This is a genomic window from Pseudomonas californiensis, from assembly GCF_021147775.1.
Lineage (GTDB): Bacteria > Pseudomonadota > Gammaproteobacteria > Pseudomonadales > Pseudomonadaceae > Aquipseudomonas > Aquipseudomonas californiensis.
In genome coordinates this window covers 84,477-104,650 of sequence record NZ_JAGTPK010000018.1, presented here as the reverse complement: position 1 = coordinate 104,650, position 20,174 = coordinate 84,477, and the positions used below count along the sequence as shown (strand labels likewise).

Genomic DNA, 20,174 nt, shown 5'->3' with positions numbered 1-20,174 from the left:
ACGCCTTGTTTATCAAAGGCACGGTAGATGGCTGCTCGCTGATCGGAGGTATTGCGGGAGACCGCAGGTGTGCGGTTTGCGACGGATGAACGATGGGCTCCGAGGGTAGGCTGGTGACTGATTCGTCCGCTCAGGCTGGCAGTCTGGCTCGTGGATGCCGTCGTGCGTCGCTGAAAAGCCTTGTCAGGTTACCGTTTGACGCTTCCGTCCCTCGGGACAACTACGTTCCAGTCGCAACCTCGTCAAACTGCCTTGTGGGCGGCGCTGACACGAATCGGCTCTGGTGGGTGGGTGAGAGCGGCGATTCGAAGGCTCTTTTCAGGGCCTCTGATAAGCGGGAGCGAGGCAATCATGCCTCGCGTTTTTTGCCTCGTCAAACAATTTGTAGTGCTTTTTTGATTCCACTACATAACTGTCTGGATGCGACTGATGAGTCACTAAAAGGCCCGCAGGTGCTGGCTTTTACGCCATCCCGCTTTATTCGAGGGCTTGAACCATAACTCGAAGAATCATGTCGTCCCGACCCTGGGTGGAATAGCGTTGTGCAATCCCGGTCTGGTTGGCGATGGATTGCCCACTGTTGCTTGCCAGTGTGATCCATTCGCCAAGGCGGCCGCTGACCTGGCTGTCGGTACTCTGGACTTTCACGGTATCCGGACGCTCCTGGCTCATCCTGTCCCGGTTGGTGCTGATCGTAAGGTGCACATTATCGCCAGTGACGCTTGCTGTAACGTAAAACCCCTGAGTCACGTTGCGATATTCAGTATTGCTCTGGGAATAGCCATAAGCATCAGTCGAGGATGTCGTCAGCGGAACGCTCTGTCCGATCTGGATCAGCGCAGGCGTGCCCTCGCTGGTCTGAATCTGCTGCACACCGCCTTCGCGGCTTGCAGTGCCATAGGTGATAACACGCGATCCGGTTGAGCTTTCAGCGCTGCTGTCGCTGGTGTCCACGCTGATCAGCAGGCGTTTGGGTGCAACGTCGAGCTGGGTCAAAAGGGCGCGAAGTTCTTCGATCTTGCGAGATTCTGCATTGACCACGAGTTGATTGCCATAAGCGCTGACGGAGCCGTCAGCGCCCAGGAACGACTTTGCCACGGGCAGCAATTCGGCGCTGGTGCGGTAATTGAGCGGCACTATTTCGGTAGCGGCCAAGGCGTGGGCGCTGAAGGCAATCAGCAGTGAGGCAAGCAAACTACGTAACGACATGTCCATTCTCCGCGATAAGCGCGTAAAGCCTGAGTTTGCCATGTTGTCGGCAGCGGCGGGGCAAGCTGAATCCATGGGCAGCAAAACGCCCCGTGATTCTCTACTCCAGCATAGGCGTGCGAGGCAGAGAATGATGGGGCATCACGTTATGTAGTGCTGTAAAACAATCCTACATACCGGTTTCGCTCAAGAGTTGCGGATCATGTCGACGTGAGGCAGACCGGCTTCGAGAAATTCCTCGCTGATGACCGTAAAGCCGAAGCGCTCATAAAACGAGGCTGCGTGTACCTGTGCGCTGAGTTTCTGTGTTCTCAGGTTTCGCTGTTCAGCTTCATTGATAACCGCAGTCAGTAGCGCGTCGCCGACGTTGAGGCCTCGCCAGTCCTTGAGGACAGAGAGACGCCCAATCTCGCCGTTCGGAAGCAGGCGTGCGGTGCCGATGGGGTAGTCACCCTCAAAGGCCAGAAAATGCAAGGCGTCCGTGTCTTCTGAATCCCACTCCAGTTCTGGCGGCACCGATTGCTCGACGATGAAGACGGCGTCTCGAATACGCCGGATATCGGCATTATTCTTCTGCCAGTCAGCGACAGATACGGTGATTTTATTCATCGGCAAATCCCAGGCTTCCTTGTTTTACGAGTTCGCAAATCAAATTGCGTCCCTCGTCATCGGCCAACCATTGGCCAAGGTTTTCGCTGTGCAGTGCGTCAGCTGCGCAGATCAGTTTGAGCAACTCACGCAGGCTGCCTGGCAACAGGCGGCTCTGCCCGCTGGCGAACAGTAGCAGATCATCATCGACTTCAGACCAGGCCAGGCGTGCGCTTGGGTTGCGAATGAGAACTGCGCCCTGTTCGAGGCTGTCGAGCAGGTCTTCTTCGCACAGTTCCGGGCCTGTTACCAGCTCTGGATAGCGAGGTTCGGTCATGAACTGGCCGAACCACGTCAGCAGCAGGCGTTCATCACTCATGTGCTCGGCCAGCAGTGCTTTAAGGCGATCAAGCGCATCGTGCTGAATCTGGTGAGGGTCGCTTACCGGTTGTGCGTCAGCATCGGTGTAGCGCTCTTCATCCGGAATGAACTGGCTGAGGAAGTCGGTGAAGTGCGTCAGGACTTCGGCAGCACTCGGAGCCCGGAAACCCACGGAGTAGGTCAGGCACTCATCAACGGCGACGCCGCAGTGGGCCAGACGCGGTGGCAGATAGAGCATGTCACCGGGTTCCAGCGTCCACTCTTCGGTCTTCTTGAAGTCGGCCAGAATGCGCAGGTCGGCATGTTGCAGCAGCGCGCTTTCGGAGTCGCACATCTGACCAATCTGCCAATGACGCTTGCCATGACCTTGCAGCAGAAATACGTCGTAGTTATCGAAGTGCGGACCAACACTGCCACCTGGCGCGGCATAACTGATCATCACGTCGTCAATGCGCCAGCTGGGCAGGAAGCGGAAGTTTTCCAGCAGCTCGCCGACTTCCGGTACAAACTGATCAACGGCCTGTACCAGCAGGGTCCATTCACGCTCGGGCAATTTGCTGAACTCGTCTTCTGCGAACGGACCGCGACGGAGCTCCCACGGACGCTCGCCGTTTTCGATGACCAGTCGCGACTCGACTTCTTCTTCCAAGGCAAGTCCAGCCAGCTCGTCTGCGTCGATCGGGCTTTGAAAGTCCGGCAGCGCCTGACGGATCAGGAGGGGCTTTTTCTGCCAGTAGTCACGCAGAAAAACACGCGCGCTCATGCCGCCCAGAAGTTGAAGAGGAATATCAGGATTCATGTGTAAGCCCTTGAAATGAAAACGCCCGGCACAGCCGGGCGTGTGCAGAAGTTATAACCTGTCAGATGCGCTTGGCTTGGGCCGCTGCGTTACCGATGTAGTTGGCAGGCGTGAGCTTCTTGAGCTCGGCCTTGGCCTCGGCAGGCATGTCCAGACCGTCAATGAAAGTCTGCAGTGCTTCAGGGCCGATGCCCTTGCCCCGCGTCAGTTCTTTCAGTTTTTCGTACGGGTTTTCGATGTTGTAACGACGCATCACGGTCTGGATCGGCTCAGCGAGAACTTCCCAACAAGCATCCAGATCGGCCGCGATACGTTGTTCGTTCAGTTCCAGCTTGCTGATGCCCTTGAGGCTGGCTTCGTAGGCGATCACGCTGTGAGCAAAGCCGACGCCCAGGTTACGCAGCACGGTAGAGTCGGTCAGGTCACGCTGCCAGCGGGAGATCGGCAGCTTGCTCGCCAGATGCTGGAACAGGGCGTTGGCGATACCCAGGTTGCCTTCGGAGTTTTCGAAGTCGATCGGGTTGACCTTGTGCGGCATTGTCGAAGAACCGATTTCGCCAGCAATGGTGCGCTGCTTGAAATAGCCCAGCGAGATGTAGCCCCAGATATCGCGATCGAAATCGATCAGGATAGTGTTGAAGCGCGCAATCGCATCAAACAGCTCGGCGATGTAGTCGTGCGGTTCGATCTGCGTAGTGTAGGGGTTGAAGCCCAGACCCAGCTCGTCTTCGATGAACGCGCGTGCGTTTGCTTCCCAATCGATGTCAGCGTAGGCGGACAGGTGGGCGTTGTAGTTGCCGACCGCGCCGTTGATCTTGCCCAGCAGGGGTACTGCGGCGATTTGAGTGATCTGACGCTCAAGGCGGTAAACCACGTTGGCCAGTTCCTTGCCCAGTGTCGTCGGGGAAGCAGGCTGGCCGTGAGTGCGCGACAACATCGGCACGTCGGCAAAGCGGATAGCCAACTCGCGAATGGCGTTGGCAGTCTGGCGCATCAGCGGCAGCATCACGTTGTCGCGGCCTTCGCGCAGCATCAGGGCGTGGGACAGGTTGTTGATGTCCTCGCTGGTACAGGCGAAGTGGATGAACTCGCTGACGTTGTCCAGCTCAGGCAGCTTGGCAGCCTGTTCCTTGAGCAGGTACTCCACGGCTTTGACGTCGTGGTTGGTGGTACGCTCAATCTCTTTCACGCGCTGCGCGTGTTCCACGGAGAAATCTTCTGCCAGCGTGTCGAGGATGGCATTGGCTTGTGCAGAAAAGGCCGGAACTTCGGTGATCTGCGGATGAGCTGCCAGACGCTGGAGCCAGCGAACTTCAACCATCACGCGAAAACGGATCAGACCGTATTCGCTGAAAATAGGGCGCAGGGCCTGGGTTTTGCCGGCGTAGCGGCCATCAACAGGGGAAACCGCGGTGAGCGAAGAAAGCTGCATGGGGTGCTCTCGGACAGTCGGGCAACGAAAAGGGGCGCATATCATACATGAAAACCCAGTCCGATTGAGATGGACTGACCAGCGTAGATAGCGCCATGCCTGTGGTGGTTAGGGTCATTGCGGCTCGGCTGATCAGCCGTGAAGCAATGGATAGAGTTCTTTCAACAGCTTGCGTCGGCTGAAGACCAACTGCCAGCGATGACCGCCGACTTGTCGCCACAGACGGGCCGAGCGAATGCCGGCCAGCAGAAGGGCGCGGATCTTCGACGCATTGTTCGGTTGCTGCAGGTTGCGCATGTCGCCGTGTACCTGAATTCGCTGACGCAGGGTGCTCAGCGTGTCCTCATAGAGAGCGCCGGTTGCGGCAATCACATTTTCGTGAGCCACGCCGAAATGCTCGACCTGAGACTGAATGATGGGGATTCGCTTGCCGATCACTTCCAGCAGGTCATCACGCTTGGCCAGCTGGCGTTCAAGACCCAGCATCGAAAGGGCATAACGCAGTGGTTCGCGTTGCAGCGTGGCAGGGTCGCGCTCCAGGGCGCTGGCCATGGCGCGATAGCCTTCATGCAGGTTCAGGTCGTCACCGCCGAACACATCCAGAGTGTCCTTGGGATCAAGCACCAGCAGGCTGCCCAGCAAACAGCTCAGCGCGGCTTCACTTACCTGACCGGTCTTGGCGATCCGGTCGACCAGCACGGCTGCCTGAAAGACACCGCCCAGCGCGATCAATTGTTCCTGAATCGGGGTCATCAACGCTTGTCCTTGCTGGTCCAGGGCTCGGCAATTTCGATCACGCCGCCACCCAGACAGATTTCGCCATCGTAAAACACCACGGACTGGCCCGGAGTGACAGCGCGTTGCGGTTCATCGAAAATGGCGCGATAGCCGTCTGCCGTTTTCTCGAGTGTGCAGCCCTGATCACCCTGGCGGTAACGGACCTTGGCAGTCAGTTTGCGCGGGCTGCTCAGGTCTATCGGGTTGACCCAATAGATTTCGGATGACACCAGCGCCCGAGAGAAAAGCCATGGATGGTCGTTGCCCTGACCCACGATCAGCTCATTGTGCTCGAGGTCTTTGACCAGTACGTACCACGGGTCATCGCTGGCGTCCTTCAGGCCGCCAATGCCCAGGCCCTGGCGTTGGCCGATGGTGTGGTACATCAGGCCACTGTGGCGGCCGATGACTTCACCTTCAGTAGTCTTTATTTCACCAGGCTGGGCGGGCAGGTACTGGCGGAGGAAATCAGTGAAGCGGCGCTCGCCAATGAAGCAGATCCCGGTGGAGTCTTTTTTCTTCGCTGTAGCCAGGCCGTGTTTCTCGGCAATCGCACGAACTTCCGGTTTTTCCAGCTCACCGACCGGAAACAGGGTTCTGGCGATCTGCTCGCCGCCCACCGCGTGCAGAAAGTAGCTCTGGTCCTTGTTGGGGTCCAGGCCCTTGAGCAGTTCGGTACGTCCGTCGATGTCGCGGCGTCGCACGTAGTGGCCTGTAGCAATCAGGTCAGCACCGAGCATCAATGCATAGTCGAGGAACGCCTTGAACTTGATTTCGCGGTTGCAGAGGATGTCCGGGTTAGGCGTACGGCCTGCCTTGTACTCTTCCAGGAAGTGTTCAAAGACGTTGTCCCAGTACTCGGCAGCAAAATTGGCGGTGTGCAATTTGATGCCGATCCTGTCGCACACGGCTTGGGCGTCCGCCAGGTCTTCGCGGGCGGTGCAATATTCCGTTCCGTCGTCTTCTTCCCAGTTCTTCATGAACAAGCCTTCCACCTGATAACCCTGCTCCATGAGCAGTACGGCGGAAACGGAAGAGTCCACGCCACCGGACATGCCGACTATGACGCGCTTCATTTCTGAGTTCGAGGGGGCTGGATCACGCATGGGGATTCAATGGGTGGCCTTGAAAAGGACGCGATTCTATCAGGCTGAGGGCGTCGAGTCTCACGCCTTGTCGCGCAGCAGGTCGAGACTGAAATGTTCGGCGTTCAGATAATCGTCCAAGCAGCGCAGTACCAATTCACTGCGCCAGCGGTCCTGCTGGGCCAGCAGGTCGTCGCGGGTCATCCAGACTGCGCCAACGATGCCTTCATCGAGGCGATAGTCGGCGTGATGCCTCACGGCCCTGGCGGCGAAGCAGATCCGTTGATACGTCACGCCGTTGCTGGGTGCTGTGTAGAGATAAATGCCGACCACGCTGGTGAGTTCGACGTCCCAGCCGGTCTCTTCCAGAGTTTCGCGAACCGCAGCGCGCTGCAGACTTTCGTTTGGATCAAGGTGCCCTGCGGGTTGGTTCAGTACGATACGACCGCCTTTTGATTCCTCCACGAACAGAAAGCGGCCCTGATCTTCTACGATGGTGGCGACGGTAACGTGGGCTTGCCAAGTCATGATGGGGTACTCCGGCAACGTTGTAACAGGAGGGTCGGGGGCGCAAGCCAGCATCAAGACTTTGCTGTTCCCAGGACGCAAAAGGCCCCGATCCATGGATCGGGGCCTTTCAGGGGTGACGCTTATACGCTAAAGCCTACTTACAGCGCAGCAATGGCTGCGTTGAAGGTGGCGCTGGGGCGCATGGCCTTGCTGGTCAGTTCCGGGTTGGCGAAATAATAGCCGCCGATTTCCACGGGCTTGCCCTGTACAGCATTCAGCTCGGCAACGATCTTGTCTTCGTTGTCGGTCAGGGTTTTAGCCAGTGGTGTGAACTGGGCCTTCAGGGCTGCATCGTCGTTCTGAGCGGCCAGTGCCTGTGCCCAGAACAGGGTCAGGTAGAAGTGGCTGCCGCGGTTGTCGATGCTGCCGACCTTGCGCGAAGGTGACTTGTTACGGTCCAGGAACTCGCCAGTTGCCTGATCGAGAGTCTTGGACAGCACCAGCGCTTTCGGGTTGTTGTAAGCATTGCCGAGATGTTCCAGGGAAGCTGCGAGCGCCAGGAACTCACCCAGCGAATCCCAGCGCAGGAAGTTCTCTTCCACGAACTGCTGGACGTGCTTGGGTGCCGAACCGCCAGCGCCGGTTTCAAACAGGCCGCCGCCATTCATCAGCGGAACGATCGAGAGCATTTTGGCGCTGGTGCCCAGTTCCATGATCGGGAACAGGTCAGTCAGATAGTCGCGCAGTACGTTGCCGGTCACCGAAATGGTGTCTTTGCCAGCACGAGTGCGCTCAAGGGTCAGCTTCATTGCGTCGACTGGCGACAGAATCTGGATATCCAGACCTGCAGTGTCGTGGTCTGCCAGGTACTTCTGTACCTTCTTGATCATGACGCTGTCGTGCGCGCGGGACGGGTCAAGCCAGAAGATTGCTGGAGTGTTGCTGGCGCGAGCGCGGTTGACTGCGAGTTTGACCCAGTCCTGAATCGGTGCGTCCTTGGCCTGGCACATGCGCCAGATATCGCCCGCCTCGACGTTCTGCTCCATCAGCAGGTTGCCCTGGCTGTCGGTCACGCGAACCACGCCGTCGGTCTTGATGTGGAAGGTCTTGTCGTGGGAACCGTACTCTTCGGCTTTTTGCGCCATCAGGCCTACGTTTGGAACGCTGCCCATGGTAGTTGGATCGAAAGCACCGTTTTTCTTGCAGTCTTCGATGACCGCTTGATAGATGGTTGCGTAGCAGCGGTCCGGGATCACGGCCTTGGCGTCGTGCAACTGGCCATCGGTGCCCCACATCTTGCCGGAGTCACGGATCATCGCAGGCATCGAGGCGTCGACGATGACGTCGCTCGGTACGTGAAGGTTGGTGATGCCTTTGTCGGAGTTGACCATGGCCAGTTGTGGGCGCACAGCGTAGACCGCTTCGATATCGGCCTTGATTTCGGCCTGCTTTTCAGCGGGCAGGGTGCCGATGCGCTCGTAAAGGTCGCCGATGCCGTTGTTCAGGCTGAAGCCGATCTGTTTCAGCGTGTCAGCGTGCTTGGTCAGTGCATCCTTGTAAAACTCGGCAACGATCTGACCGAACATGATCGGGTCAGAGATCTTCATCATGGTTGCTTTCAAATGCACCGAAAACAGCACGCCCTGTTTTTTGGCGTCTTCGATTTCAGTGGCGATGAAGCTGCGCAGTGCCTTGGCGCTCATGACCGAGCAGTCGACGATTTCGCCGGCTTTCAATGCGGTTTTCTCTTTCAGAACGGTCGCGGTGCCGTCCTGAGCGATCAATTCAATCTTGACGGTGTTGTCGGCTTCGATCTGGGCGGCTTTCTCGCTGCCGTAGAAATCGCCGTTGCTCATGTGCGCAACGTGAGCCTTGGAGTCGGTCGACCAGGTGCCCATCTTGTGCGGGTGCTTGCGAGCGTAGTTCTTGACCGACAGCGGCGCACGGCGATCAGAGTTGCCTTCGCGCAGCACTGGGTTTACTGCGCTGCCCTTGGTTTTGTCGTAGCGGGCGCGGGTGTCTTTTTCAGCGTCGGTAGACGGGTTTTCAGGGTAGTCGGGGATTTTGAAGCCCTGGTCCTGAAGCTCCTTGATGGTCGCCTTCAACTGAGGGACCGAGGCGCTGATGTTGGGCAATTTGATGATGTTGGCTTCTGGCGTAGTGGCCAGTTTGCCCAGCTCGGCGAGATGATCCGGCACTTGTTGATCGGCGCCAAGCGACTCCGGGAAGCTGGAAAGAACACGGCCTGCCAGGGAAATATCACGCGTTTCCACGTCGATATCGGAGGAGGCTGTAAAGGCTTCGATAATGGGCAGCAGCGAGTAGGTGGCGAGGGCCGGAGCTTCGTCGGTGAAGGTGTAGATGATCTTCGAGCGGTTGGACATTCGTATTAACTCTCTGTTTTGCTGAGCATGCACAAAATCTCGATACGCGCAGGGTATGCACTCTTGCTCACAGTTCGGTCATGAGCCATAAGTCGAGGTTTATTCGCGGTGATGTTAGGTGCATCAGTCGAGCGTCAAGCTGCGGGGCCAGGTAACGGCCCAACGCATCTGTACGGCTGAGGAGCCTGTATCAGACGGGTCAGCCTTTATGACTCTGCGGTCACGGCGCGAGTATATCAAACCCTAGGCAACAAGCATTAATGCTATGCGTGCTATCGAATAATGAATATTCGCCGATAGTCGCACGGTGGTCCGTCTGGCCTGCGTTTCACGGGGGCTTGATCGTAACGCCGTCGTCATCGGAGATTTATTTGAAGGCTGGCATATTCAGCCGGGCGGCTGCACCGAGGATTTCATGACTCGCGCGCGACTGCCCGCGGCTTGAATCCGGGCGAGGCGGGAGAACGGGTCATCAAGGTCACCAACGGGCAATTCCGCTAAAACGGTGACGTCTGACTTTTTACGTTTGCAAAGGACGGCTGAGCTGTTGTCCTTTCCAGCATTTGGCCATGTGCTTACTGCGCATGTTTAGCCACTCAACGTTTCAAAACGGCCAGCCTGGTCAGTCCCGGCCAGCCGTCTCTCATGGCTGGCGCTTGTGGTGGCTTGCCTTACGCTGTGACATTCGAGGATTTCTGAACTGCAGGGGCGTTTGAGCCTTGCAAGGCTCCATTTTTCGCTTCTACCGGTTGCACGATAGGGGCGATTTCCACCGCATGCAGGCCTTTCGGGCCTTGAATGATTTCAAAGTTGACCGGCTGGCCCGCTTTGAGAGTTTTGTAACCGTCCATTTTGATAGCTGAATAATGAGCGAACAGATCCTCATCCTTGCCGTCGGCAACGATGAATCCATAACCTTTTGCATTATTGAACCACTTGACCTTACCACTAAGCATAGCCATATCCCTCTGCAAAGGACTCCGTCTGGAGTATCATCCACCTCAATCCGCCTGACCTAAAAAATTTTGGTTGACTGCGCGGACCCTTTTTACCCAATGTGGGCTCTATTGTTTGTAACACCGTTTAGCTGATAGTCAAGGTCATGCGGCAGTCCATTTGAAAACCGGTCAGACTGCGACTAACGCTCAATCCGCCCTCTACTTATGCGAACGCTTCTTTCCATGCATGCATTCAGCAAGATTCGACTAACATTCAATCAGGATGGTCCGGAGTCACACGAGGACGACTCGGCCGGCATCGCAGTGCAGGACGCCAAACCGGCCCTGCAGGCGCCACCCATGTACAAGGTGGTTTTATTTAACGATGACTACACCCCGATGGATTTCGTCGTCGAAGTGCTCGAGGTGTTTTTCAACCTGAATCGTGAGCTGGCTACCAAGGTCATGCTGGCCGTCCATACAGAGGGACGGGCAGTCTGCGGATTGTTTACCCGCGACATCGCCGAGACCAAGGCAATGCAGGTCAATCAATACGCCAGGGAGAGCCAGCATCCACTACTCTGTGAGATCGAGAAGGACGGTTAATCGCCGACCACTTGGGTATGAGGTGAAGCTATGTTAAACCGTGAGCTCGAAGTCACCCTCAATCTGGCCTTCAAGGAAGCTCGTTCCAAGCGTCATGAGTTCATGACGGTCGAGCACCTCCTGTTGGCTTTATTGGACAATGAGGCTGCAGCCACTGTCTTGCGTGCCTGCGGCGCAAACCTCGATAAACTCAAGCATGATCTGCAGGAGTTCATCGACTCCACCACACCGCTGATCCCCGTCCATGACGAGGATCGTGAGACTCAGCCGACGCTGGGTTTCCAGCGAGTCCTTCAGCGCGCAGTCTTCCACGTTCAAAGTTCCGGCAAGCGTGAAGTGACCGGCGCCAACGTGCTGGTTGCGATTTTCAGTGAGCAGGAAAGTCAGGCCGTTTTTCTGCTCAAGCAGCAAAGCGTTGCCAGGATCGATGTCGTCAATTACATCGCCCACGGTATCTCCAAGGTTCCGGGGCACGGCGATCACTCTTCTGAAGGTGAGCACGATATGCAGGATGATGAGGGCGGTGAAGCATCTTCCTCTGGCAATCCTCTGGATGCCTATGCCAGCAATCTGAACGAATTGGCGCGTCAGGGACGCATCGATCCACTCGTCGGTCGTGAAAGCGAAGTCGAGCGGGTTGCCCAGATTCTGGCTCGTCGTCGCAAGAACAACCCGTTGCTGGTGGGTGAGGCGGGCGTGGGCAAGACGGCTATCGCTGAAGGTCTGGCCAAGCGTATCGTCGACAATCAGGTACCTGATCTGCTCGCCAACAGTGTTGTCTACTCGCTTGATCTGGGTGCATTGCTGGCCGGTACCAAATACCGCGGCGACTTCGAGAAGCGCTTCAAGGCACTGCTCAATGAGTTGCGCAAGCGTCCGCATGCCATCCTGTTCATCGACGAAATTCACACGATCATTGGCGCCGGTGCGGCGTCCGGTGGAGTGATGGATGCTTCGAATCTGCTCAAGCCGCTGTTGTCTTCGGGCGATATCCGTTGTATCGGTTCGACGACATTCCAGGAGTTTCGCGGGATTTTCGAAAAGGATCGTGCCCTGGCGCGTCGCTTCCAGAAAGTCGACGTCTCCGAGCCTTCGGTAGAGGACACGATCGGTATCCTGCGCGGCCTGAAAGGTCGTTTCGAGCAGCATCACAGTATCGAGTACAGTGATGAGGCGCTGCGTGCTGCGGCCGAGCTTGCGTCGCGCTACATCAATGATCGTCATATGCCCGACAAGGCCATTGATGTGATTGATGAGGCGGGCGCCTATCAGCGTCTGCAGCCGGTCGAGCAGCGTGTGAAGCGCATCGAGGTGCCTCAGGTCGAGGACATCGTTGCCAAGATTGCACGTATTCCGCCAAAGCACGTCAACAGCTCCGACAAAGAGCTGCTGCGTAATCTGGAACGCGATCTGAAGCTTACGGTGTTTGGCCAAGATGCCGCGATCGACTCGCTGTCGACTGCGATCAAGCTGTCGCGTGCGGGCCTCAAGTCACCAGACAAGCCAGTTGGTTCGTTCCTGTTCGCAGGGCCTACCGGTGTCGGCAAGACCGAGGCGGCTCGCCAGTTGGCCAAGGCGCTGGGTGTGGAGTTGTTGCGTTTCGACATGTCCGAGTACATGGAGCGTCATACGGTTTCTCGCCTGATTGGTGCGCCACCTGGCTATGTCGGCTTTGATCAGGGCGGTTTGTTGACCGAAGCGATCACGCGTCAACCTCATTGTGTTCTGCTGCTCGACGAAATCGAGAAGGCCCATCCGGAAGTCTTCAACCTGCTGCTGCAGGTGATGGATCACGGTACGCTTACCGATAACAACGGGCGCAAGGCTGACTTCCGCAATGTGATCGTGATCATGACCACCAACGCGGGCGCTGAATCTGCTGCGCGCGCTTCCATCGGCTTCACGCATCAGGACCACTCTTCGGATGCGATGGAGGTGATCAAGAAGAGCTTCACGCCGGAGTTCCGCAACCGTCTCGACACGATCATCCAGTTTGGCCGTCTGAGCCACGAGGTCATCAAGAGCGTGGTGGACAAGTTCCTCACCGAGCTTCAGGCGCAGCTGGAAGACAAGCGTGTATTGCTTGAAGTGTCGGATGCGGCCAGGAGCTGGCTTGCTCAGGGCGGCTACGACGCTGCAATGGGGGCAAGACCGATGGCTCGTCTGATTCAGGACAAGATCAAGCGGCCACTGGCCGAAGAGATCCTGTTCGGTGAATTGTCCGAGCACGGCGGTGTGGTGCATATCGATATCAAGGATGGTGAGATCACCTTTGACTTCGAGACCACGGCAGAAATGGCTTGATACAGTAGCCTGCCGCGCTGCGCCTGGTAATGGGCGCAGCGTCGGTTATTCTTTCGAGCATGCAAAAACGCCCGGCATATGCCGGGCGTTTTTGTTGATGCCTGATTAACGAGCGCGGTAGGTGATGCGCCCTTTGCTCAGGTCATAGGGCGTCAACTCTACACGCACCTTGTCACCGGTCAGAATACGGATGTAGTTCTTGCGCATCTTGCCGGAGATATGCGCGGTTACGACGTGCCCATTTTCCAACTCCACACGAAACATGGTGTTGGGCAGGGTGTCGACGACAGTGCCTTCCATTTCGAAGCTGTCTTCTTTCGACATGCAGTAAAGCCCTCGGTATACAAATGAGTGGCCCGGTGCAAGTGGCGCCAGGCAAAAGCGGCGTGCATTGTGCCCGAAAAAACCTGTTTAAGCCAAGGGGTTCAATACAGAGTGACCCATCTTTGATTGGTCAGCAGCTCGATGGGGCGATATTGGGTCTTGTAATTCATCTTTTTGCAGTTCTTTATCCAGTACCCGAGGTACACCGCATGCAGCTGTAGCCGAGCCGCTTCGGCAATCTGCCACAGAATTGCGAAGCGCCCCAGACTGCGGCGCTCTTCGGCCGGATCGTAAAACGTATAAACCGCTGATAGGCCGTTGGGTAACTGATCGGTGACCGCGATGGCTACAAGGCGGCCGTCGAGTCGAAATTCGTAAAAGCGGGAAAACGGCAAGTCGCGGACCAGGAACGTCGAAAACTGATCACGACTGGGCGGGAACATGTCGCCATCAGCATGTCGCTGCTCGATGTAGCGCTGGTAGAGATCGAAGTATTCCTGCGTGAAGACGGGTTTGGTGCTGTTGACCTGGATGTCGGCGTTGCGTTTAAGGATACGCTTCTGCTGTCTGTCAGGAACAAACAGAGCTACCGGAATGCGAGCGGGCACGCAGGCGCTGCAGTTCTGACAGTGAGGCCGGTAAAGGTGATCGCCGCTGCGGCGAAAGCCCATGTCGGACAAGTCAGCGTAAACCTGAACGTCCATAGGCTGGCTGGGGTCGAGAAACAGGGTGGTTGCCTGTTCTTCGGGCAGATAGCTGCAGGTATGGGGTTGAGTGGCATAAAACTTAAGCCGCGCCAGCTCTGTCATGATTGCCCCCCTTTTTCAATATCTCTAGCGTTGAGTGTATGCCAGCCTGTCAAACTCGCCTAGGTGACCAGTCTGCGTTAGTCGGACCATCCAGGTATTGGTTGAGGTAATCGGCAAATGCCTGTCGAGGTATCGATCGGGCGCCAAGGCTTTGCAGGTGCTGCGTGGGCATCTGGCAATCGACAAGGACAAACCCCCAGGCCTGCAGGTGCTGTACCAGCGTCGCAAACCCGACCTTCGAGGCGTTGTCCGCACGACTGAACATCGACTCACCGAAAAAAAGCTGCCCCATTGCCAGGCCGTAGAGCCCGCCGACCAACTGGTCGTGCTCCCATACTTCTACGCTGTGTGCGTGACCGCGTCGATGAAGCTCGAGATACGCCTTTTGCATCGAGCCGGTTATCCAGGTCTCGTTGGCATAACTGCGCGGTGCTGCGCACGCCTGAATCACTGCCGCGAAGTCCCGGTCGAACGTCACCTGGTAGCGTGCCTGGCGCAGCACCTTGTTGAGGCTGCGCGAGGCGTGCAGTTCTTTGGGAAGCAGAATGGTGCGCGGGTCGGGCGACCACCAGAGAATAGGCTGACCTTCCTGAAACCACGGAAAGCAACCGTGGCGGTAGGCGCTTATCAGGCGGTCGGCAGAGAGATCGCCTCCGGCTGCAAGCAGTCCGTTGGGTTCGCGGAGTGCCTTTTCCAGAGGTGGAAAATCAAGACTGTCACGTTGTAACCAGGTCAGCATGGCATCACAACTTTGCGGAAGGGGAGGGCAGCTTTGACGCAGCGTGCAACTCTGTTGCGTAAACATGGTCACAAGCGATCGTTATTATGGCGCTTGCCTGCCGCTTTCGGTAGGGCGCAGGTGCGATGAGGCGGATGGGCGGAGTGCTTTGAGTTGAGGGCAGCATCTCGTCATAAGTCTTTGTCAGCAAAGAGAATGCATGATCAAATTGAACATTGTCGGTCATTCCGTAATTCAGGCCGGGTTTTATCTGGCCTTGAAGCGATACAGCGAGTTTTCGTACAGACCTCAGCGCCTGTATGCACGTACAATGTCGGCATCGCGCGTTATCATTCAAGTGACTGCCAGACGGGCCTTTCAAACGCCGGGGCATCCCCTTTTTATCGGGAGTGGTCGAGAGCGTCCTGCAGTCTTTTTCAGTCAATCATTCAGATGTTCGCGCTCCAGCGCAGGAAATAAAGCGTTTTGAAGAAATCCATCCCAACTCCCAGCGCTGTTCCGCTTTGGCGGCAGCAATTGCATTATCGGCTCAAGGAAGGTGCGCTGATCGCCTTCGGGGCCATGTGCCTGTACCTGATGATGGCTTTGTTGACCTACGATCAGAGCGATCCAGGCTGGAGCCACACCAGCAGCGCCTCTCAGGTTCAGAACGCGGCTGGCCGGGCCGGAGCGTTTTGCGCCGACATCCTGTTCATGGTGTTGGGCTACTTTGCCTATATCTTTCCGTTGTTGCTCGCCATCAAGGCCTGGCAGGTCTTTCGCCATCGGCACGAGCCATGGCAATGGAGCGGCTGGCTGTTTTCGTGGCGGCTGATCGGTCTGGTATTTCTGATTCTGGCCGGTGCCGCGCTGGCGCATATCCACTTCCATTTCTCGGCCGGCTTTCCCGGATCTGCGGGCGGCGTTCTGGGCGAAGTACTGGGTGATCTGGCCAAGAAAGCGTTGAACATTCAGGGCAGCACCTTGCTGTTCATCGCGTTGTTTCTGTTCGGCCTGACGGTGTTTACCGATCTGTCATGGTTCAAGGTCATGGACATCACGGGAAAGATCACGCTGGACCTGCTGGAGCTGTTCCAGGGTGCGGCCAATCGCTGGTGGAGCGCACGTGTCGAACGCAAGCAGATGGTTGCGCAATTGCGCGAAGTCGACATGCGCGTCAACGATGTGGTGGCACCCGTGGTTCCCGACCGTCGTGAGCAGGCCAGGGCCAAAGAGCGGCTGATCGAGCGTGAAGAGTCGCTGAACAAGCATATGGCTGCGCGCGAGAAGCATGTGCCGGCAGTCATCGCGCCAGCGCCTGCGAAGTCTCCTGAGCCCAGCAAGCGTGTGCAGAAGGAAAAGCAGGCCCCGTTGTTTGTCGACAGTGCTGTCGAAGGCACCTTGCCGCCGATCTCCATTCTTGATCCGGCCGAGAAGAAACAGCTCAACTATTCCCCTGAGTCTCTTGCCGCAGTCGGTCATCTGCTGGAAATCAAACTCAAGGAATTTGGCGTCGAAGTGACAGTGGACTCCATTCACCCAGGTCCTGTGATCACGCGTTACGAGATTCAACCAGCCGCTGGCGTCAAGGTCAGCCGGATTTCCAATCTGGCAAAGGACCTTGCGCGTTCGCTGGCGGTGACCAGTGTCCGGGTGGTCGAAGTCATTCCAGGCAAGACCACGGTAGGTATCGAAATCCCCAACGAAGACCGTCAGATCGTGCGCTTCTCCGAAGTGCTGTCGACGCCTGAATACGACAATGCCAAGTCGCCTGTTACCCTTGCACTGGGACATGACATCGGCGGCAAACCGGTGATTACCGACCTGGCGAAGATGCCGCACTTGCTGGTGGCCGGTACCACGGGCTCCGGTAAGTCGGTAGGTGTGAACGCCATGATCCTGTCGATCCTGTTCAAGTCCGGCCCGGAAGACGCCAAGCTGATCATGATCGATCCGAAGATGCTTGAACTGTCGATCTACGAAGGCATTCCACACCTGTTGTGCCCGGTCGTGACTGACATGAAGGACGCTGCCAATGCGCTTCGCTGGAGCGTTGCCGAGATGGAGCGTCGCTACAAGCTGATGGCGAAGATGGGCGTGCGCAACCTTTCCGGCTTCAACCAGAAGGTCAAGGACGCACAGGACGCGGGCGAGCCGCTTGCCGATCCTTTGTACAAGCGTGAAAGCATCCATGACGAAGCGCCGCTGCTGACCAAGCTGCCGACCATTGTCGTGGTGGTGGACGAGTTTGCCGATATGATGATGATCGTTGGCAAGAAGGTCGAAGAGCTCATCGCACGTATTGCGCAAAAGGCCCGAGCGGCAGGTATTCACCTGATTCTTGCAACTCAGCGTCCTTCGGTGGATGTGATCACCGGCCTGATCAAGGCCAACATTCCTACCCGTATGGCGTTTCAGGTGTCGAGCAAGATCGACTCGCGAACCATCATCGACCAAGGTGGCGCCGAACAGTTGCTCGGCCACGGCGACATGCTGTACATGCCGCCAGGCACCAGTCTGCCGATTCGTGTACATGGCGCGTTTGTGTCTGACGAGGAAGTCCACCGTGTGGTGGAAGCCTGGAAATTACGTGGTACGCCGGATTACAACGACGATATTCTTGCCGGTGTGGAAGAGGCGGGCAGTGGCTTCGACGGCGGCAGTGAAGGCGGTGACGACAGCGAGAGCGATGCGCTTTACGATGAAGCTGTCAAATTCGTGCTTGAGAGCCGTCGTGCATCGATTTCGGCCGTGCAGCGCAAACTCAAGATTGGCTATAACCGCGCTGCACGCATGATCGAAACCATGGAGCATGCCGGCGTCGTGACAGCCATGAACACCAACGGCTCGCGCGAGGTGATCGCGCCAGCCCCGATGCGCGATTGATTTATCGCCCCGGACAGCATCGACAGCGGGCATCGCTCGCTGTCGTTACATTACTGACTCCAATGAGGAATCCCATGCGTCTTATCCGCATGCTGTTGGCAACTGCACTGACCTTGTCCGTAATCCCGGCATATGCCGACAGCAAGGACGTGGCACGCCTGACGCAGTTGCTGGAAAAATCCCAGACCCTGACGGCACGCTTCTCTCAGCTGACGCTGGACGGCGGTGGCACTCAGTTGCAGGAAACGTCAGGCGAAATGGCCTTGCAACGTCCTGGCCTGTTCAACTGGCACACTGATGCGCCTCAAGAGCAACTGATGGTCTCGGACGGCAAGAAGGTTTCGCTGTGGGACCCGGATCTTGAGCAGGTCACAATCAAGACACTGGATCAGCGACTGACCCAGACCCCTGCATTGCTGCTGTCGGGTGACGTTTCCAAAATCAGTGAGAGCTTTGATATCACGGCCAAGGAAGCCGGCGGTGTGATCGATTTCGTGCTCAAGCCCAAGACCAAGGACACGCTGTTCGATAACCTGCGTCTGTCGTTCCGTAACGGTGTGATCAACGACATGCAGTTGATCGACAGCGTCGGCCAGCGCACCAACATCCTGTTCACTGGCGTCAAGGCCAACGAGCCAATCGCCGCCAGCAAGTTTCAGTTCCAGATTCCAAAGGGCGCTGACGTCATTCAAGAGTAAAAAAGGCTTAATCCCGAAACCATGGACCTGTTCAGCCGCGAACCCATAGCTCAACCCCTCGCTGCTCGCTTGCGTGCCACCAATCTGGACGAGTACGTCGGTCAGGAGCATGTGCTTGCGCACGGCAAGCCGTTGCGTGAGGCCCTTGAGCAGGGTGCTTTGCATTCGATGATTTTCTGGGGGCCGCCCGGCGTCGGTAAAACGACATTGGCCAGGTTGTTGGCCAAAGTATCGGATGCTCATTTCGAGACGGTGTCGGCGGTGCTGGCCGGGGTCAAGGAGATCCGTCAGGCGGTCGAGGTCGCCAAGCAGCAGGCTGGGCAATACGGCAAGCGCACGATCCTGTTCGTTGATGAGGTACACCGCTTCAACAAGTCACAGCAGGACGCGTTCCTGCCGTATGTGGAAGACGGTACGCTGATTTTCATCGGCGCGACCACCGAAAACCCTTCGTTCGAACTCAACAACGCGTTGTTGTCTCGTGCCCGCGTGTATGTGCTCAAGAGTCTGGACGAGACCGCGTTGCGCAAGCTGGTGCACCGCGCTCTGACCGAGGACCGCGGTCTGGGGCAGCGCCATCTGACGCTGAGCGACGAAGGGTTCACTATTCTGATGGCTGCCGCCGATGGCGATGGTCGGCGCATGCTCAACCTGCTGGAGAACGCCTCCGACCTCGCAGAAGACGGCAGTGAGATTGACGTCGAGCTGCTGCAAAGCCTGCTGGGTGACAGTCGGCGTCGATTCGACAAGGGCGGCGAAGCGTTTTACGACCAGATATCTGCCTTGCACAAATCCATTCGTGGCTCTGATCCGAATGCAGCGCTTTACTGGTTTGCGCGCATGATCGACGGCGGCTGTGATCCGCTTTATCTGGCGCGTCGCGTGGTGCGTATGGCCAGCGAGGACATCGGCAATGCTGATCCGCGCGCCTTGCCGTTGTGCATGTCTGCCTGGGATGTGCAGGAGCGTCTCGGCAGCCCTGAAGGCGAGCTGGCGGTGGCTCAGGCCATCGTTTATCTGGCGTGCGCTCCCAAAAGCAATGCGGTTTATATGGCGTTCAAGGCCGCGATGCGTGAAGCAGCCGAGCACGGCTCGCTGGAGGTGCCGCTGCACCTGCGTAACGCGCCCACCAAACTGATGAAGCAGTTAGGCTATGGCGAAGAATACCGGTATGCCCATGACGAGCCGGAAGCCTACGCAGCCGGTGAAGATTACTTCCCTGACGAACTGGAGCCCAGGCAGTATTATCAGCCGGTGCCCCGCGGGCTCGAATTGAAGATCGGTGAAAAACTCAAGCATTTGACCGCACTGGACGCGGCCAGCCCTCGTCAGCGGAGAAAGTAGTGATCCAGACCATTCTTGCGGTGTCGATTGCCGGTATCGCTGGTACATTGTTGCGCTTTGCTGCAGGCACCTGGGTCAGCGCCAACTGGCCGAAACATTTCTACACGGCAACCCTTGCGGTCAATATCGTGGGTTGTCTGATCATTGGCGTGCTGTACGGCGTGTTTTTGTTGCGCCCGGAAGTGCCTATTGAGATTCGTGCCGGCCTGATCGTCGGTTTTGTAGGGGGTCTGACGACCTTTTCATCCTTTTCACTGGACACGCTTCGCCTGCTGGAAAGCGGGCAGGTACCGCTGGCCTTGGGCTATGCCGGTATCAGCGTGTTCGGCGGGCTGCTCGCGACCTGGGTTGGCCTGTCACTGACCAGACTTTGATAGACGAG

Annotated in this window: 18 protein-coding genes; 6 read left to right on the top strand and 12 right to left on the bottom strand. The window is 57.2% G+C overall.

Annotation, left to right across the window (positions count from 1 at the left end; all coding sequences use genetic code 11):
- Window positions 1–477: 477 nt before the first annotated feature.
- The 9 genes from KDX37_RS18320 to cspD form a co-directional block, all read right to left on the bottom strand.
- Window positions 478–1,215 (bottom strand): secretin N-terminal domain-containing protein, encoded by a 738-nt coding sequence (locus KDX37_RS18320; RefSeq protein ID WP_406642730.1) that lies wholly within the window; start codon window positions 1,213–1,215, stop codon window positions 478–480.
- Between the two features lie 180 nt (window positions 1,216–1,395).
- Window positions 1,396–1,818, bottom strand: a complete 423-nt coding sequence (locus KDX37_RS18315; RefSeq protein ID WP_231654118.1) for a GNAT family N-acetyltransferase — start codon at window positions 1,816–1,818, stop codon at window positions 1,396–1,398.
- Window positions 1,811–2,977: a ribosomal protein uL16 3-hydroxylase gene (locus tag KDX37_RS18310; RefSeq protein WP_231654117.1), complete on the bottom strand. Its 1,167-nt coding sequence runs from the start codon at window positions 2,975–2,977 to the stop codon at window positions 1,811–1,813. The genes KDX37_RS18315 and KDX37_RS18310 overlap by 8 nt, the downstream gene beginning before the upstream one ends.
- 61 nt (window positions 2,978–3,038) lie before the next feature.
- Window positions 3,039–4,409 (bottom strand): adenylosuccinate lyase, encoded by a 1,371-nt coding sequence (gene purB, locus KDX37_RS18305; RefSeq protein WP_231654116.1) that lies wholly within the window; start codon window positions 4,407–4,409, stop codon window positions 3,039–3,041.
- Window positions 4,410–4,541: 132 nt separating this feature from the next.
- Window positions 4,542–5,162 carry a high frequency lysogenization protein HflD gene (hflD, locus tag KDX37_RS18300; RefSeq protein WP_231654115.1) on the bottom strand — a complete coding sequence of 207 codons (621 nt, stop codon included), beginning with the start codon at window positions 5,160–5,162 and terminating at the stop codon, window positions 4,542–4,544.
- Window positions 5,162–6,292 (bottom strand): tRNA 2-thiouridine(34) synthase MnmA, encoded by a 1,131-nt coding sequence (gene mnmA, locus KDX37_RS18295; RefSeq protein WP_231654114.1) that lies wholly within the window; start codon window positions 6,290–6,292, stop codon window positions 5,162–5,164. Before mnmA ends, hflD begins: the two co-directional genes overlap by 1 nt.
- Window positions 6,293–6,352: 60 nt before the next feature.
- Window positions 6,353–6,799: an NUDIX hydrolase gene (locus KDX37_RS18290; protein WP_231654113.1), complete on the bottom strand. Its 447-nt coding sequence runs from the start codon at window positions 6,797–6,799 to the stop codon at window positions 6,353–6,355.
- Window positions 6,800–6,939: 140 nt separating this feature from the next.
- Window positions 6,940–9,165, bottom strand: a complete 2,226-nt coding sequence (locus KDX37_RS18285) for an NADP-dependent isocitrate dehydrogenase (protein ID WP_231654112.1) — start codon at window positions 9,163–9,165, stop codon at window positions 6,940–6,942.
- Between the two features lie 671 nt (window positions 9,166–9,836).
- Window positions 9,837–10,121: a cold shock domain-containing protein CspD gene (cspD, locus tag KDX37_RS18280; protein ID WP_231654143.1), complete on the bottom strand. Its 285-nt coding sequence runs from the start codon at window positions 10,119–10,121 to the stop codon at window positions 9,837–9,839.
- Window positions 10,122–10,346: 225 nt separating this feature from the next.
- On the opposite strand from cspD, the gene clpS reads away from it, so the two are divergent.
- Window positions 10,347–10,709 carry an ATP-dependent Clp protease adapter ClpS gene (clpS, locus tag KDX37_RS18275; protein ID WP_231654111.1) on the top strand — a complete coding sequence of 121 codons (363 nt, stop codon included), beginning with the start codon at window positions 10,347–10,349 and terminating at the stop codon, window positions 10,707–10,709.
- A gap of 30 nt (window positions 10,710–10,739) precedes the next feature.
- Window positions 10,740–13,013 (top strand): ATP-dependent Clp protease ATP-binding subunit ClpA, encoded by a 2,274-nt coding sequence (clpA, locus tag KDX37_RS18270; protein WP_231654110.1) that lies wholly within the window; start codon window positions 10,740–10,742, stop codon window positions 13,011–13,013.
- A gap of 105 nt (window positions 13,014–13,118) precedes the next feature.
- Here the strand turns inward: clpA and infA are convergent, their stop codons facing one another.
- The 3 genes from infA to aat all read right to left on the bottom strand — a co-directional run bounded on the left by infA (window position 13,119) and on the right by aat (window position 14,885).
- Window positions 13,119–13,337 (bottom strand): translation initiation factor IF-1, encoded by a 219-nt coding sequence (infA, locus tag KDX37_RS18265; RefSeq protein ID WP_002553999.1) that lies wholly within the window; start codon window positions 13,335–13,337, stop codon window positions 13,119–13,121.
- A gap of 101 nt (window positions 13,338–13,438) precedes the next feature.
- Window positions 13,439–14,146: an arginyltransferase gene (locus KDX37_RS18260; protein WP_231654109.1), complete on the bottom strand. Its 708-nt coding sequence runs from the start codon at window positions 14,144–14,146 to the stop codon at window positions 13,439–13,441.
- A 49-nt stretch (window positions 14,147–14,195) separates the two neighbouring features.
- On the bottom strand, window positions 14,196–14,885 hold the full coding sequence (aat, locus tag KDX37_RS18255; protein WP_231654108.1) for a leucyl/phenylalanyl-tRNA--protein transferase: 690 nt from the start codon (window positions 14,883–14,885) through the stop codon (window positions 14,196–14,198).
- Window positions 14,886–15,350: 465 nt separating this feature from the next.
- Between aat and ftsK the strand changes: the two genes are divergently transcribed.
- The 4 genes from ftsK to crcB all read left to right on the top strand — a co-directional run bounded on the left by ftsK (window position 15,351) and on the right by crcB (window position 20,166).
- The gene (gene ftsK, locus KDX37_RS18250; protein WP_264759300.1) at window positions 15,351–17,750 is read left to right on the top strand and encodes a DNA translocase FtsK; all 2,400 of its coding nucleotides are present in this window, start codon (window positions 15,351–15,353) and stop codon (window positions 17,748–17,750) included.
- Between the two features lie 74 nt (window positions 17,751–17,824).
- Entirely contained in the window at window positions 17,825–18,448 is a 624-nt protein-coding gene (gene lolA, locus KDX37_RS18245) for an outer membrane lipoprotein chaperone LolA (protein ID WP_231654107.1), read from the top strand.
- A gap of 21 nt (window positions 18,449–18,469) precedes the next feature.
- On the top strand, window positions 18,470–19,792 hold the full coding sequence (locus KDX37_RS18240; protein ID WP_231654106.1) for a replication-associated recombination protein A: 1,323 nt from the start codon (window positions 18,470–18,472) through the stop codon (window positions 19,790–19,792).
- Window positions 19,792–20,166 (top strand): fluoride efflux transporter CrcB, encoded by a 375-nt coding sequence (crcB, locus tag KDX37_RS18235; protein ID WP_231654105.1) that lies wholly within the window; start codon window positions 19,792–19,794, stop codon window positions 20,164–20,166. Before KDX37_RS18240 ends, crcB begins: the two co-directional genes overlap by 1 nt.
- Window positions 20,167–20,174 lie beyond the last annotated feature (8 nt).

Coding starts and splice junctions, on each gene's coding strand:
- KDX37_RS18320 (WP_406642730.1), bottom strand. CDS start 1,215: ATGGACATGTCGTTACGTAGTTTGCTTGCCTCACTGCTGATTGCCTTC.
- KDX37_RS18315 (WP_231654118.1), bottom strand. CDS start 1,818: ATGAATAAAATCACCGTATCTGTCGCTGACTGGCAGAAGAATAATGCC.
- KDX37_RS18310 (WP_231654117.1), bottom strand. CDS start 2,977: ATGAATCCTGATATTCCTCTTCAACTTCTGGGCGGCATGAGCGCGCGT.
- purB (WP_231654116.1), bottom strand. CDS start 4,409: ATGCAGCTTTCTTCGCTCACCGCGGTTTCCCCTGTTGATGGCCGCTAC.
- hflD (WP_231654115.1), bottom strand. CDS start 5,162: ATGACCCCGATTCAGGAACAATTGATCGCGCTGGGCGGTGTCTTTCAG.
- mnmA (WP_231654114.1), bottom strand. CDS start 6,292: ATGCGTGATCCAGCCCCCTCGAACTCAGAAATGAAGCGCGTCATAGTC.
- KDX37_RS18290 (WP_231654113.1), bottom strand. CDS start 6,799: ATGACTTGGCAAGCCCACGTTACCGTCGCCACCATCGTAGAAGATCAG.
- KDX37_RS18285 (WP_231654112.1), bottom strand. CDS start 9,165: ATGTCCAACCGCTCGAAGATCATCTACACCTTCACCGACGAAGCTCCG.
- cspD (WP_231654143.1), bottom strand. CDS start 10,121: ATGCTTAGTGGTAAGGTCAAGTGGTTCAATAATGCAAAAGGTTATGGA.
- clpS (WP_231654111.1), top strand. CDS start 10,347: ATGCATGCATTCAGCAAGATTCGACTAACATTCAATCAGGATGGTCCG.
- clpA (WP_231654110.1), top strand. CDS start 10,740: ATGTTAAACCGTGAGCTCGAAGTCACCCTCAATCTGGCCTTCAAGGAA.
- infA (WP_002553999.1), bottom strand. CDS start 13,337: ATGTCGAAAGAAGACAGCTTCGAAATGGAAGGCACTGTCGTCGACACC.
- KDX37_RS18260 (WP_231654109.1), bottom strand. CDS start 14,146: ATGACAGAGCTGGCGCGGCTTAAGTTTTATGCCACTCAACCCCATACC.
- aat (WP_231654108.1), bottom strand. CDS start 14,885: ATGCTGACCTGGTTACAACGTGACAGTCTTGATTTTCCACCTCTGGAA.
- lolA (WP_231654107.1), top strand. CDS start 17,825: ATGCGTCTTATCCGCATGCTGTTGGCAACTGCACTGACCTTGTCCGTA.
- KDX37_RS18240 (WP_231654106.1), top strand. CDS start 18,470: ATGGACCTGTTCAGCCGCGAACCCATAGCTCAACCCCTCGCTGCTCGC.